This is a genomic window from Bacillus sp. OTU530 (assembly GCF_038440375.1).
In genome coordinates this window covers 1-14,625 of sequence record NZ_JASATP010000007.1, presented here as the reverse complement: position 1 = coordinate 14,625, position 14,625 = coordinate 1, and the positions used below count along the sequence as shown (strand labels likewise).

The 14,625-nt window shown below is 41.1% G+C and carries 14 protein-coding genes; 6 read left to right on the top strand and 8 right to left on the bottom strand.

What is annotated here, in order from left to right; all coding sequences use genetic code 11:
- The first annotated feature begins 18 nt into the window (after window positions 1-18).
- From AAHB12_RS06940 to AAHB12_RS06930, 3 genes are read left to right on the top strand one after another with little or no spacing between them, the layout of a single operon-like run.
- Window positions 19-522: an Lrp/AsnC family transcriptional regulator gene (locus tag AAHB12_RS06940; RefSeq protein ID WP_425455866.1), complete on the top strand. Its 504-nt coding sequence runs from the start codon at window positions 19-21 to the stop codon at window positions 520-522.
- A gap of 18 nt (window positions 523-540) precedes the next feature.
- Window positions 541-1,128 carry a chromate transporter gene (locus AAHB12_RS06935; protein WP_342044747.1) on the top strand — a complete coding sequence of 196 codons (588 nt, stop codon included), beginning with the start codon at window positions 541-543 and terminating at the stop codon, window positions 1,126-1,128.
- Window positions 1,125-1,664: a chromate transporter gene (locus AAHB12_RS06930; protein WP_342044746.1), complete on the top strand. Its 540-nt coding sequence runs from the start codon at window positions 1,125-1,127 to the stop codon at window positions 1,662-1,664. Before AAHB12_RS06935 ends, AAHB12_RS06930 begins: the two co-directional genes overlap by 4 nt.
- 382 nt (window positions 1,665-2,046) lie before the next feature.
- Here the strand turns inward: AAHB12_RS06930 and AAHB12_RS06925 are convergent, their stop codons facing one another.
- The 3 genes from AAHB12_RS06925 to AAHB12_RS06915 form a co-directional block, all read right to left on the bottom strand.
- On the bottom strand, window positions 2,047-2,502 hold the full coding sequence (locus tag AAHB12_RS06925; protein WP_342044745.1) for a hypothetical protein: 456 nt from the start codon (window positions 2,500-2,502) through the stop codon (window positions 2,047-2,049).
- Window positions 2,503-2,528: 26 nt separating this feature from the next.
- Complete coding sequence (locus AAHB12_RS06920; protein ID WP_342044744.1) at window positions 2,529-3,533, bottom strand: DUF3231 family protein; 1,005 nt, start codon at window positions 3,531-3,533, stop codon at window positions 2,529-2,531.
- Window positions 3,534-3,684: 151 nt separating this feature from the next.
- On the bottom strand, window positions 3,685-3,906 hold the full coding sequence (locus AAHB12_RS06915; protein ID WP_342044743.1) for an aspartyl-phosphate phosphatase Spo0E family protein: 222 nt from the start codon (window positions 3,904-3,906) through the stop codon (window positions 3,685-3,687).
- Window positions 3,907-4,133: 227 nt separating this feature from the next.
- On the opposite strand from AAHB12_RS06915, the gene AAHB12_RS06910 reads away from it, so the two are divergent.
- Window positions 4,134-5,153, top strand: coding sequence for a DUF3231 family protein (locus AAHB12_RS06910; RefSeq protein WP_342044742.1), 1,020 nt, complete (start codon window positions 4,134-4,136; stop codon window positions 5,151-5,153).
- Window positions 5,154-5,304: 151 nt separating this feature from the next.
- Here the strand turns inward: AAHB12_RS06910 and treC are convergent, their stop codons facing one another.
- From treC to treR, 3 genes are all read right to left on the bottom strand, one after another.
- Window positions 5,305-6,969: an alpha,alpha-phosphotrehalase gene (gene treC, locus AAHB12_RS06905; RefSeq protein ID WP_342044741.1), complete on the bottom strand. Its 1,665-nt coding sequence runs from the start codon at window positions 6,967-6,969 to the stop codon at window positions 5,305-5,307.
- A gap of 178 nt (window positions 6,970-7,147) precedes the next feature.
- Complete coding sequence (gene treP, locus AAHB12_RS06900) at window positions 7,148-8,554, bottom strand: PTS system trehalose-specific EIIBC component (RefSeq protein WP_129727449.1); 1,407 nt, start codon at window positions 8,552-8,554, stop codon at window positions 7,148-7,150.
- A gap of 202 nt (window positions 8,555-8,756) precedes the next feature.
- Window positions 8,757-9,461: a trehalose operon repressor gene (treR, locus tag AAHB12_RS06895; RefSeq protein ID WP_342044740.1), complete on the bottom strand. Its 705-nt coding sequence runs from the start codon at window positions 9,459-9,461 to the stop codon at window positions 8,757-8,759.
- A 228-nt stretch (window positions 9,462-9,689) separates the two neighbouring features.
- Between treR and map the strand changes: the two genes are divergently transcribed.
- Both map and AAHB12_RS06885 read left to right on the top strand, forming a co-directional pair.
- Window positions 9,690-10,439 (top strand): type I methionyl aminopeptidase, encoded by a 750-nt coding sequence (gene map / locus AAHB12_RS06890; protein WP_342044739.1) that lies wholly within the window; start codon window positions 9,690-9,692, stop codon window positions 10,437-10,439.
- Window positions 10,440-10,854: 415 nt separating this feature from the next.
- Window positions 10,855-12,060, top strand: a complete 1,206-nt coding sequence (locus AAHB12_RS06885; RefSeq protein WP_342044738.1) for a nitrate/nitrite transporter — start codon at window positions 10,855-10,857, stop codon at window positions 12,058-12,060.
- 216 nt (window positions 12,061-12,276) lie between these two features.
- Here the strand turns inward: AAHB12_RS06885 and argS are convergent, their stop codons facing one another.
- Both argS and AAHB12_RS06875 read right to left on the bottom strand, forming a co-directional pair.
- Window positions 12,277-13,947 carry an arginine--tRNA ligase gene (argS, locus tag AAHB12_RS06880; RefSeq protein ID WP_342044737.1) on the bottom strand — a complete coding sequence of 557 codons (1,671 nt, stop codon included), beginning with the start codon at window positions 13,945-13,947 and terminating at the stop codon, window positions 12,277-12,279.
- Window positions 13,944-14,384: a DUF1934 domain-containing protein gene (locus tag AAHB12_RS06875; protein WP_129727440.1), complete on the bottom strand. Its 441-nt coding sequence runs from the start codon at window positions 14,382-14,384 to the stop codon at window positions 13,944-13,946. Before AAHB12_RS06875 ends, argS begins: the two co-directional genes overlap by 4 nt.
- Window positions 14,385-14,625 lie beyond the last annotated feature (241 nt).

Here is a 14,625-nt window from a genome sequence, read left to right as displayed (position 1 = left end):
GATCAATATTTATCAAATATGATTACGAAAGGAAAGGTGAGTTTTTTGTCATCTGACTATCATGTTCCAAATCTGGTTTTAGACGAACTAGACAAGAAGATTCTGTCCCGGCTTCACGAAAACAGCCGTCTCTCCTACACAGATTTAGGAAAGGAAATTGGAATATCACGTGTAGCAGTACAGTCTCGTATTAACAATTTGATGGAAAAGGGAGTAATCGAAAAATTTACGACCGTTATCAATCCAACCAAAATTGGAATTCACGTATCTGCTTTTTTTAGCGTGGAGGTAGAGCCGCAGCATTTAGAGGCGGTAGCTGATCGGCTAGCTGAGGAGCATGCGGTTACAAGCCTATATCATATGACAGGACCAAGCAAATTGCATATGCATGGGATTTTTACTGATAATCAGGAAATGGAGACTTTTTTAACAACAAAGCTGTACCCTCTTCAAGGGGTAGTAAGCGTCGACTGTCAGATTTTAATTAAGCGCTATAAAAGCCGTATGGGAATGAAGTTATAGACGAATGGGGGAAGAAAGGTGAAAGGTTCATATAAGGAGCTTACACTGGCGATGCTTCGCACAGGTATATTCGGGTTTGGCGGCGGTCCTTCGGTTATTCCGTTAATCCGCCATGAGGCCGTTTCTCGTTACCGCTGGCTGGAGGATGATGAATTTGGTGAAGTTTTGGCAATCGCCAATGCTTTACCCGGACCAATTGCAACAAAAATGGCAGCTTACTTAGGGTATAAACAAAAAGGGGTATTGGGCGCCTTTACTGGTGTGCTGGCACATATTTTGCCAACGGGTTTGGCGATGATTCTGCTTCTCACAGCTGTAAATGTCCTGAGCTACTCAAAAGCTGTGGGCGGTATGATTGCAGCGGTGATGCCGGTAATTGCAGTCATGCTTGGGCTCATGGCCTATGAGTTTGCGGAAAAGGCTGTGAAGGGCTTAGGGAAATGGCTTGGCGGGCTTTGTTTTATCATTTCCTTTTTACTGCTGCAGGTGATTTCCATCCATCCTGCCATTGTCATTGTCATATTTCTCGCATATGGGGCTGTTCACTTCAAGCTCAAGGATAAAAGTAAGCATAACAAATCAAAAGGCAAGGAGATGTCGGTATGACTGATTGGATTAATATATTGATAGGCTTCTTCCTTGCAAATGTACTTGGCTATGGCGGAGGCCCAGCTTCCATTCCTCTTATGTATGCAGAGATTGTAACCCATCATCATTGGTTAACCAATACAGAATTTTCAAATATGCTGGCACTTGGAAACGCATTGCCAGGACCAATTGCGACCAAAATTGCTGCATATGTTGGCTATGATGTCTATGGATGGTGGGGCTTCTTTGTTGCTTTATTCGCGACTGTTTTTCCATCGGCTCTTGCGCTGATTCTGTTATTAAAGGTTATCCAGCGCCATCGCCAGTCCCTCATCGTAAAAGGAATGACTTTACTTGTTCAGCCTGTCATTGCGATTATGATGGCCGTCCTAACCTGGCAAATGATGAAGGATGCTGCCCTATCCATCGGAATATGGCAATCACTCATTATTGCGCTTATTGCTTTGCTGGCGCTAACAAAATGGAAGGTTCATCCTGCCCTACTTATCGTTGCTGCCTTTACATACGGCGGGCTGATTCTTCCGTATTTGTAGTTTACATGCAAAAAAGTGCATCCTTAGGAGTATGCTTTTCATCTCCTACAAACAATATCCGGCCACCTTTTGAACCAGATAGAAATATACAGGATTCTATGCAGAAAACAGGGAGACCTGTCGAGGCACGGAGGCGGCCAAAGCCGCTCCATTACTGCCTTGCATAAAATTCTGTATATTTTCTATTGTCTGAGATTGTGATAAACCCAGTATTGGTGCGGAATCCCTCGGGAATCCCACTGCCGGTAATTAGGGATTATGTTAACTGGATTTGTATAGAATATACATTGCTTCTTGTTCAACTTCCATATAAGAATTGTTCTTCAAACTTATTCAACATAAAAAACCATCCGATTGTAATTGGTAGATAGAGGATGGTTTTTTATGAAATGTTATTTATGATTTCTCTAATAATAAATCCGATTATTATTCCAGGAAAAACAAACAATATTGGAAGCCAAACAGGACCCAATAACAATCCAAAGATCGTTATGTTTGAGGAAAAAATCAATCCAACAGTTACAAAAAACGCAGCGAACACATACGGAAGAAAAGAATAAGGGCCTTTCCTGCCGCCTGCATCTTTCACAGCATCCCACATAGAAAAAAAATACAAACAAGGATAAAACATCAACCACTGATAATTGGTATGTTTTATGGCAGCACCAATTTCCCCGTGAAAACTTAGAAGTATGACCTGATTAAAATTGGCTTGTACATTAACCAGGAATTCAAGTATCAATAAAACTGTACCTTTAAAATACTTTCCATTTAAATACTGTCCAAACCCAGGAAGTGCAATGCTCCACATTAGTTTTTCAAATATATTCTTATTCACTTATACATACCTAGATATTGTTATTATTATTTTTCTTTTGCAATTTTGTTTCTACTAGGAGCAAGTGGTGGCTGCTCTAACCATTTATTTTGTACCATAAGATTAAACCATTTTTTGGTAACCATCAGGTTTTTTAGAATGATGCGTTCATAAGTCGTTACAAGGTCTGTTCGCATAGCTGCTGCTAAACCAGTCCCGTGATATGCTTGGGCAGTTTGAAATAAAAAGCCAGTATGATACAACATTAACTTATCCGAAAAAGGAGCATTTGTTGAAGTTGTCACTTCTGTTTCCCAGGACTTAGGAACTGGTAAATTATCTGCCATCATGATTTTCGCAAAGGCTTGTATTTGTTGATCAGCTGTTTTCTCGGAATCCGTCAAAAATTCTCTTACTTCTTTTGTTTGAGTAACTTGACTGAATGCGATAGAAAGGGTTTTAGCCATAATGCTCTTTTTAAGGTTGAACGAAATGCCAATGATTTCTGTTGCGGCTAAACATCTCTCTTTTCCGAAAATTCCATCTGTAAAATCTTGGCTAGAAACAAATTCAGGGTTCTTGGCAGGATAAAATAAAGGATCTCTCTGAAAATTCCCCTTCTTAAGCAATAACTCAATGGTTTGATGATACATCCTTTTCCCGTCGTTATCACAAGAGTCGTAAAAATATCTTAAATCCTTTCTAACAGAAACAGCTAATGCAGTTGAATGTCCTAACAAACCATGCAAAGTCATGACATGTAAATAATTTAAGCAAAATATGTCAGTAAACAGTCTCTCTGCACCTTTATTGAGGTCAGATTCAGTAAATCCAATCGGAACTGGAAATCCCTCATTTTCTATAAAAGTTACAAGTTGTTTCTTATGTTTTTCGAACGTCCTGATAGCATCCTCAAAAATGGCTTTTATTTCCTCATCCTCAATAATAGAGACCATATATCTATTTACTGTATCTGTCATTGTTCCGTTTACATATTCTGCCCACAGTGACCCTATTTCGGAAGATGTGAGTTTTAATTTATTCTGATCCATGTTATCACCTCTTAAGTATTATTCACTTATTTAGCAATAAATATGAATTTTTTTTAGACAGGCAAATTCACTAAAAAGGGTAAGCAAAACACTATGCTCACCTTATAGTGTATCAACTTCCTCTTTCGTTTATTATGTCAACCTTTCATGACTAGGGTATACAAAAAAAGATACATCTCTCAATAAAGATATACCTTTTTAAATATTTTCCTGTAATTTTACCCTTGTGCTTCTCTTTTTTGAAAGAAGCATTTATCAATACATCTAATTGTTGACTGCATTGAATGGTTTTAGGATGGGTTAGCCCATATAACTTACCTAAATAAAATAGTTGCTCTCTTTTTGTTTCGATTAAGTTTGTAAGACTAAACATAGTAGCAATCCTTTTGTCCAAAAATAAGGTATTAAATAATAAACAAAAGTAAGTCCATATAAAACAGTCCAAATTATGGTATTCATTTACACCTTATATCTGACAACTAGCTGAAAAGCACAAAAAGGCCAAGAAATGTTTTTATTTCTTGGCTTTTTTATGAATATCTACGTTTTTGTAAAGAATAAATTCTAGTTGGAAAATTTATTCTTTGGAGGAAAATCAATATGAATGAAAATCGGATCAAATTAACTTCATCTGAACTTGCTGCGATTTGGACATCTTACATCAATAATAGTATGGCCAAATGCATTTTAAGCTATTTTCTGAAAGATGTAGAAGATGAAGATATTCGCCCTATTGTTCAATTTATTTATGATACTGCAACTACTAATTTAGAAAAGCTTACTCATTTGTATAAAGAAGAGGCTTTACCTGTGCCGATAGGTTTCACAAATGAAGATGTTAATATGAATGCTCCTCGTCTATATACGGATATGTTTATGCTTACATACCTTAACCATATGGCAAAGGTTGGTTTACTTACATACAGTGGTTATATTAGTGTAAGCGCACGTAAAGATGTAAGAACCCATTTTATAAAAGGTCTTGAGAAATTATCCGAGTTATATGATAGAAGCTCTGATGTTGCTCTATCAAAGGGTATATTTGTTAGAGCTCCTTATATTGCCTATCCAACAACAACCGATTATGTTGATAGCAAAAAATATTTAAGCGGGTTTTCTCTCTTTAGTAAAGAAAGACCGTTAAATACTATTGAGATCTCTCATCTTTTCATGAATATGCAAACCAACTTAATAGGGTCAAAATTGGCAATTAGCTTTGCCCAAATCTCCCCCATAGAAAACATTCAGCAATGGATGTTACGAGGAAGGGACATCTCTAAAAAACATGTAAAACTCTTCACTGCTATCCTTATGGATAACGATATACAACCGCCTATGTCGTCCGATAGCTCTATAACCGATTCGACAGTTCCTCCCTTTTCTGACAAATTGACCATGTTTCACATGACATTGTTAAGTACGGCAGGTATGGGAAACTATGCGACCGCAGCTGCAGCGAGTCAGCGAAGCGACTTAGCAACCAATTATGAGCGTCTATCACTTGAAATAGGACAATATGCTAAAGATGGTGCGGATATCATGATTCAAAACGAATGGCTAGAGCAACCACCTGGGACACTAGATAAAGCAGCGTTGACGAAAAAAAAGAACCTATCATAGCTTTTCACAAACATCACACTGAGAAATGACAAGCTTTCCAGTATGATGTTTCTTTTTCCTAATCAACAGTTAAACCTTCTCCAAGTAATCAAGGGTGTCCCAAAGGATAGCATGCATCGCTAACCTTTGGGACACCCTCACAGTCCAACAATTATTTGGTAAAACGGTATACAACTGCCTCATATGGGCGAAGGTTACTACGCTTATAGTCTTGAGCTGGGTCTGCGTAATTAGAAATCAACACTTCGCTGTTCCAGCCTTCAAAGCTGATCTCTTCCGGAAATACCCATTCTGCCCCCTCACTGTAATAGTTGCTGACCGTCAATAATACCTCATCCTCCGTACGGCGTATATACGCCCAAATCCGTGGATGATCTGCCAGCAGCAGCTCATAATTGCCATACGTAATAACATCGTATTGCTTTCGAAGTTCAATGAGCTTTTTATAATAATGTAAAATGGAATCAGGATCCTTGACCGCTTCTTCTGTATTAATATCCTTGTAATTGGAAGCTGCTGCAATCCAAGGCATTCCTGTTGTGAAGCCCGCGTTTTCAGTAGCATCCCACTGCATTGGCGTACGTGAATTGTCTCTGGATTTTTGCTGGATCGCGGCCATAATATCCTCATGGCTCATGCCTTGCTCCCGCTTTAATTTATAGATATTTAATGTTTCTACATCACGGTAGTCATCAATCGAATTGAAGCCTGGGTTTGTCATGCCAATTTCTTCGCCTTGATAAATGTAAGGAGTCCCCTGCAGCATATGCAAGGAGGTTGCCAGCATTTTTGCTGATTCCTTTCGATACATCGTGTCGTTACCAAACCGAGAAACAATACGCGGCTGGTCATGGTTGCACCAGAAGATGGCATTCCAGCCTCCTCCATCATACATCCCCTTCTGCCATGTTGACATAATGTCTTTTAGCTGCAAGAAATCAAAGTCCGCTTTTGTCCATTTGTCTCCATTCGGGTAATCTACCTTTAAGTGATGGAAACTAAACGTCATACTTAGCTCTTTTCGGTCTGGGTTTGAATACTTGATGCAGTTATCAATCGTTGTAGAAGACATCTCACCGACCGTAATAATATCTGTGCCTGCAAATACTTCCTCATGCATCTCTTGCAGGAATTCATGCACACGCGGACCGTCAGTATAATATTTACGCCCATCATTCATTGCGCCCTCTGCTGTGTCATTCGGAAAGCTTTGATCCTTTGAGATTAGATTGATAACATCAAGTCGAAAGCCAGTCACCCCTTTTTCCGCCCAAAACGCCATCATTTTATATACTTCCTTGCGCAGCTCTTCATTTTCCCAATTTAAATCTGCTTGTGTAGTATCAAACAAATGAAGGTAATACTGTCCGGTTATTTCATCATACTTCCAAGCAGATCCGCCGAATTTGGATTCCCAATTCGTTGGCTCGTCACGCCAAATGTAAAAATTGCGGTACGGGTTGTCCTGGCTCTTTTTCGACTCTTGAAACCATTTATGCTCCGTTGAGCTATGATTCACGACGATATCCATCATAATGCCGATATTTCGCTTTTTGGATTCCGCAAGAAGCTCTTCAAACTCCTCCATCGTACCGTAGCTTTCATCAATTCCATAATAATCACTTACATCATAGCCATTATCATTTTGCGGCGATTCATAAATCGGAGTTAACCAAATATAATCGACTCCTAAAAAGGAAAGATAGTCCAATTTTTCAATAATCCCTTTTATATCTCCTGTTGCACCACCATTATGACTGCGAAAGCTTTTCGGATAAATTTGATATACTACAGACTTTTTCCAGTCCTGTTTCATTTTTTTCCACCACCATTTGTTATTGAAGCGGACATTTCTTACTCCTATCGCCGCTTCTAAAATAAGACAAGATACCACTATGAGCAAACCTTGTCCGCTTATAGTGATATCGTTTTACTTCGCTGCATCAGCAGCACTAGGAGACTGTGCAAGTGACAGGCTCCGAATGATGCATAGATTATTTTTCCTTACGCAGTTTTCCAAGGATTATAGTTAATACGAATGGTACAACTAACACGATTACCATACCGATGAAAAACGCTCCCCATTTTTCCGGGAAAATGGATAAGAATCCAGGTAAACCGCCTACACCAATGGATGCAGCTTTTACACCTTGAAGTGAAATAAACATACCCGCAAGCGCGGAGCCAATGACAGCTGAAATAAAGGCATAGCGGAATCGTAGGTTTACACCAAACATAGCCGGTTCTGTAATACCAAGATAAGCAGAGACAGCAGACGTTGCGGATAAGCTCTTTAATTTCTCATCCTTTACTACGAACATCATAGCCAATGCAGCCGTACCTTGCGCAATATTTGACAAAGCAACCATCGGCCATAAGAATGTACCTCCTGTGCTTCCAATTAGCTGCAGGTCCACCGCCAAAAACGTATGGTGCATCCCTGTAATAACAAGCGGTGCGTAAAGTCCTCCGTAAATAAGTCCGCCTAAAAGCGGCGCCACCTCGAAAATACCTACTACTGCATTTGTAATGACGTTGCCAATCGCAAATGTGATTGGTCCAATTACGATAAATGAAAGAAAGCCTGTTAGTAATAACGCGATCGGTGCTACAAGTAATAGCTGGAATGCATCTGCGATACGCTTCCTTAGAAATTTTTCAATCGTAGCTAACACATAAGAAGCAAGTAATACCGGCAATACCTGACCTTGATAACCAACCTTTTGGACGTCTAGACCAAATAAGTTCCATTTCGGGATTTCCTTTGCCGCTCCATATCCCCATGCGTTGAGAAGATCAGGATGGACGAGCATTAAACCAAGAACGATCCCCAATAGCGGACTTCCGCCAAATCTATTGACAGCGGACCAACCAATCAAGCCTGGCAAAAATACAAACGCCGTATTTGCAATTAAGTTAATAATGCTGGCAAAGTCCTTCCATTGCGGATAGACATCGACTAACGCCTTCTTATCAAAGAAAATGCCAGGTCCGGTCAAGATATTATTAATCCCCATCAGCAAACCTGCTGTTACAATGGCTGGCAAAATTGGAATAAAGATATCTGCCAATGTTTTAATCGCACGCTGCAGCGGATTCAATTTTTTAGCCGCTTCATCCTTTATTTCTTGCTTACTAGCTTGAGAGATTCCTGTCATCCCAACCATTTCGTTATACACTTTATCAACGGTCCCTTGCCCGATAACAACCTGGAACTGACCGTTTGTAGAGAAGGAGCCTTTAACTAAATCAATCTGCTCTAATGCCTCTTTATCTACTTTACTCTCATCCTTTAAAGCAAAGCGCAAACGAGTTACACAGTGAGTCGCAGCAGCAATGTTTTCTTTACCGCCAACATGGACAAGTATCTCTTCAGCAACCTGACGATGTTTATCGCTCATTATTAATCCTCCCTTTATTAGAAACGCCTTAGATAGCGTTTACATGTAGCGTTTACAGTTTTCATCTTAACTTATATATACGAGTTAGTCAACACTTATATATACGAGTTATATATTGCCTCAATCAACTGCTGATTGGTCCTTAATAGACAGTACATATTTTTCACCATAATAAAAAGCATACACATTGCTGGGTATGCTTCTAGCGACGAGCCACATCTGAAAAATAAAATCTATCCAGGCGGTGTCGTGATTCTGTATATTCAAATTGCCGTCCATCATATAAATGCGTATAGTTTTTAACCACAATTACATAATCTGTTCCATTTAAGTCTAAGTATTTTTGGTCTTCCTCCGTACAGGGCTGTGCTTCAATTACTCGGTGTGCATAGCTAATTTGCAGATTTAACGTTTGTTCAATATACTCGTAAATTGAGGCCTGTACAGTCTCCTTCGTGAGGTCGGGTATGATATCAGAGACAAAATAGTTCACGTCTAAAATCACATTCTCCCCATCAATATTACGAACACGCTTAATTAGATCAATCTCTGTTTTTCTTTTTACATTCAGAAGCTTCGCAACAGCCTTGTCAGCAGACAGCCTCTGCATTTCAACTACCTTGGTTACAATATGTCGATTGAGCCGTTCATTTTCCTCTCTAAAGCTTACAATTCCGCCAAGACGAAACTCAATATTTTTCTTACGAAGAACGAAGACGCCCTTACCATGAATCTTTTGCACATACCCGCGCTCCTGCAATAGATCCACCGCTTTGCGCACCGTACCGCGGCTTGCATCGAACTGTGCCATTAACTCTGTCTCTGATGGGATCTTGTCTCCTTCTTTCAGTTTACCGCCTTCAATTTGTTTTATGATTGCGTTATATATCGTTTCGTACTTGCTCATTCAAAAATCTCCTTTTTTCTATATAACCTTAGTATACCATTGTTTGCGGCGACAGGAAAAAAAGCGCCCTACATGGCTAATGGTGTATAATACAAAGACTTTTAGCTGCTTTATCACAAAACTTCTCCGCCACATATATTATCATTATTTAGAGGCGGCAATTGTCATCATCTAGGGAAAAATGATACTATCATGTGAGATACACTTCAGAGAAAAGGTAGGTTTATCATGATCATTAGAAATGAACAGGATTTGGAAGGATTACGAAAAATCGGACGAATTGTCGCTCTCGCGCGTGAGGAAATGAAGCGATCGGCAAAACCCGGCATGACAACGAAGGAGCTCGATTTAATCGGTAAACGCATCCTTGACGAGCATGGTGCAGAATCTGCGCCAGAGAAGGAATATAACTTCCCAGGCATCACATGCATCAGTGTTAACGAGGAAGTCGCACATGGTATCCCTGGGGATCGCATGATTCAAGATGGTGATCTTGTAAATATTGATATTTCGGCAGCGCTCGACGGCTATTACGCGGATACCGGCATTTCCTTTGTAGTTGGGCAAGGAGATGAGCTCAAAGCAAAGCTATGCCAGGTTGCAGAGGATGCATTTTGGGCAGCGATGAAAAAAACAAGAGCTGGTGCGAAGCGTAACCAAATTGGGCGTGCCGTCTTTAACGAGGCACGTAAAAATGGGCTTGCTGTTATCGAAAACCTGACCGGTCATGGCATCGGCCGCAGCCTCCATGAGGAACCAGAGCATATCTTAAACTACTTCGATCCGCGTGACGGGGCATTGCTAAAGGATGGACTTGTATTAGCAGTAGAGCCGTTTATCTCCGCAGGAGCAAACCATATTGTTGAGCTAGGTGACGGCTGGACATTTGTAACACCGGATAAAAGCTTGGTGGCACAATGTGAGCATACAATTGTTGTTACCAAAGGTGAACCAATTATTTTAACTGCTCTAGATTAAGGGGATAATCTTATGGAAACGGGACACTCTTCCGTGCAGTGTTGCAGGGAAGAGTGTCCTATTTTAAACTTTCAGAAAGTTCCCCATTATGCACTTGCAGGAATTCGCCCACTAAGCAGCTATGATTTTGACTGATTCGTTCTATTCCCTAAACACTTTACTTCCTAAAAATTCCACTTCATGTAATGTTTTATAACATTCAATTTTTTATATAATAAAGCTCCTTTTTCCCTTAAACCCTTATTCTACTTGAATTTCCTAGGCTTCTTCCTCTTTGACCAATATGAAATGTATGCGTTATCATTTTCTGAATTTTCAAAATGATGTTAACTTTTCTCACAAAACTGCTTCATTTTTTCTTTAGCCATAGTATAAATACTCTAGATACAATAATTGAGTAAGGGAGAGGGAAAATATGAAGTTAGCTGATTTAAAGAAGAGCGGACATACACCATCACTCATTGCCTCGTTTTTATACTTTGATGTAAGCTTTATGATTTGGGTTATCCTTGGAGCACTTGGAGCCTTCATCACAGCCGATTTCGGATTATCGCCAGCGCAAAAAGGATTAATCGTTGGGATTCCGATCTTAGGGGGATCTATCTTCCGAATCATATTAGGGGTTCTAACAGACCGCATTGGCCCAAGAAAAACAGCAATCGGCGGTATGATTGTCACAATGGTTCCTCTGCTTTGGGGATGGTTAGCTGGAAGCAGCCTGAATGAATTACTTGCAATTGGTATTTTATTAGGGGTAGCCGGCGCAAGCTTCTCTGCTGCACTGCCAATGGCAAGCCGTTGGTATCCGCCTCATCTGCAGGGCTTGGCAATGGGGATCGCTGGCGCAGGTAACAGCGGAACATTATTTGCAACATTATTTGGTCCTCGTCTTGCAACAGCATACGGTTGGCACAGTGTTTTAGGTTTTGCACTTATTCCTTTAATCCTTGTATTTATTGCTTACCTATTTATGGCAAAGGATGCACCGTCCCAACCAGCACCAAAAACATTAAAAGAGACATTCTCCGTGTTCAAACATAAAGATACTTGGTTCTTCTGTGCTCTATATAGCGTTACATTCGGAGGCTTTGTGGGACTTTCCAGCTTCCTGAGCATTTTCTTCGTAGATCAGTATGGCTTATCAAAGGTATCTGCAGGTGATTTCGTAACCCTTTGCGTGGCATCTGGAAGTATCTTACGACCAGTTGGCGGTTTTCTTGCTGATAGAATCGGCGGAACAAAGCTACTTATCTTCTTGTTTAGCGCAGTGGCTATTCTCATGTTCGGCGTAAGCTACTTGCCTGCCTTTAGTATCGTTATGGTTATGCTATTTGTCGGAATGGGCTGCCTTGGTATGGGGAATGGCGCAGTATTTCAAATCATTCCACAGCGCTTCCGTGAAGAGATCGGTATGGTTACAGGTCTTGTCGGCGCGGCTGGCGGTATCGGCGGCTTCTTCGTACCAAACCTATTAGGATCTCTTAAGCAGATTACAGGCACATATGCATCAGGATTTATTGGGTATTCTTTAATGGGACTTGCAGCTTTAATTGTATTGCTTACAGCTGTACAAACTTGGAAGAAAACTTTCTTAGTTCAAAGCAATAAGGTAGAAGCATAAAGAAAACTCGCCGACTGGCGAGCCCTGCCCTTGGGCGAAGACAGCGGCATAGCCCTACTTATACTTTATTCCTAAAATTTCTCGCTCCGTCGAATTGGCATCCAGCTAGAAATTTATACTTTCTGAAAGTGCAATAAAAAACACAGCCATTCCGGCTGTGTTTTTTTATGCTTTAAGAAGCAGTGAAGCAGATTAAATCTGCTTTGCTTCTTGTCTTTACATTTTCTCCGGTGCAGAGACGCCAATTAAAGCTAATGCATTATGCAAGGTAATTTGCACTGCCTTCATTAGGTCATAACGCGCCTGACTTTTTTCCATGTTTTCACGATCTAATACCTTTTCCGCATTGTAGAAGCTATGAAGGGCAGATGCTAGCTCAAATACGTAGTGCGTCATGCGATGCGGCAAACGTTTTACAGCCGCCTCCGCTACTGCTGCCGGAAATTCACCAAGCTTTTTCAAGAGGTCAATTTCTTTCTCAGAGTCCACTAATGCATAATTGGCACTGCTGCCGTGTGTTAAGCCAAGCTCTTCGCCTTGACGAAGGATGCTGCAAACACGGGCATGCGCATATTGTCCATAGTATACAGGATTTTCATTTGATGTGGATACAGCAAGGTCCATATCAAAATCAAGATGGGAATCGCTGCTGCGCATCGCGAAGAAGTAGCGCATCGCATCTACGCCAACCTCTTCCATCAGCTCGCGCAATGTAACAGCCTTTCCTGTACGTTTGCTCATTTTTACCTTTTCACCGTTTTGGTACAGCTGCACCATCTGGATGATTTGTACTTCCAGGGCATCGCCGCTATAGCCAAGTGCCTGGATTGCCGCTCTCATACGCGGGATGTAGCCGTGATGGTCCGCGCCCCAGATGTTAATAAGCTTCTCAAAGCCGCGCTCTAGCTTATCACGGTGGTAGGCGATATCCGGTGTTAGGTATGTGTAAGAACCGTCATTTTTAATAAGCACGCGGTCCTTGTCATCGCCATACGTTGTGGAACGGAACCATGTCGCCCCGCCCTCCTCAAAGATTTCGCCGCGCTCCTTTAATACGTCTAAAGCTTGGTCAATCTTTCCGTTATGGTATAGGGACGTCTCAGAATACCACACATCAAAGCCAACACGGAAGCTTTCTAAGTCTTTTTGCAGCTTTTCTAATTCATATTTTAAGCCGTATTCGCGGAAGAAATCATAACGTTCTTTTTCGTCCGCATTTAGATAGCGATCCCCAAACTCGTCAGCCAAGCGCTTACCGATTTGGATAACGTCCTCGCCATAATAACCATCCGCCGGCATTTCTGCCTCCTTGCCAAGTGCCTGCATGTAGCGCGCCTCTACGGAAAGAGCGAGATTATGAATTTGGTTTCCGGCATCGTTAATATAATACTCCCGAGATACATCGTAGCCCGCCTTTGCAAGCAAATTGCACAGGGTATCGCCAACAGCCGCGCCGCGGGCATGCCCTAAGTGAAGGTCACCGGTTGGGTTTGCGGATACGAATTCCACCTGAACCTTTTGCCCCTTCCCTGTATTCGTTTCGCCATACTTCTCTCCTGCTTGCAGAATCGCAGGGATGAGGTCTGTTAAATAGCTGTTATTCATGTAAAAGTTGATAAAGCCTGGTCCGGCAATCTCAATTTTCTCAACAGATGCCTTATTTTTGTCAAAGCCTGCAGCAATTTCCTCGGCAATCGCACGAGGAGGCTTTTTCGCAACACGCGCTAGCTGCATCGCCATGTTTGTAGAGTAATCGCCATGTGTCTTGTCCTTCGGCGTTTCAAGGATAACATTGGGGATTTGCTCTTCTGAAGCCAAGCCTGCCTTCACAACTGCCGCTTGAATCTCTTGCTTTACTAGTTCTTTTACTTGCTCTAAGGAATTCATTTTACACTCTCCTTCAACTTCATCGTAATCGTATATCGTCCCGCTTCACTGCCGCTAATGCGCAAAGCGTATGTAAAAAACAGCTGTCCTCTTTTCTTCTGATCCGACCATTCAAAAAGAACGTTATCTGTTTTTGTTTCTAATGGAAATGTTCCTAGCTCGCTTGTGTACGTTCCTTTTGTCCATTCTCCCTTTTTATGGGTTTGCCGCATGGACACAGAACCAGAGCGCATAATGAGCACTGTATCGTCCTGAATTTTAACGACTGTCTTTACCTCTCCCTGCTCATTTGGCTCTTGAAACGTAATGTATGTACCTTGACCTTTTTCATAGTATAAACCATTTGTTTCAAAAGCAATAGTTTCCTTGCGCGCCCCTTCGCGAATTTGTGTTACAAAATGAACATGTATCGGCAAACCTGCAGTACCCTTGTCCACATCTTGCCCACCTTTCTCATTCGCTAAAATAGTCACTTTCACTATCATACCAAAAAGAAAAGGGGAATGTCTTGCAAAAAGTGAGAAAAAGCATTGACTGCTTAGCTGAAAGCTCATACTTTCCTAAGATGTAAAGAAAACTCGCCGATTGGCGAGCCCTGCCTTCGGGTGAAGACAGAGGCGTAGCTCTATTTATACTTTATTCCCAAAATTTCTCACTACGTCGAATTATCTTCTAGCT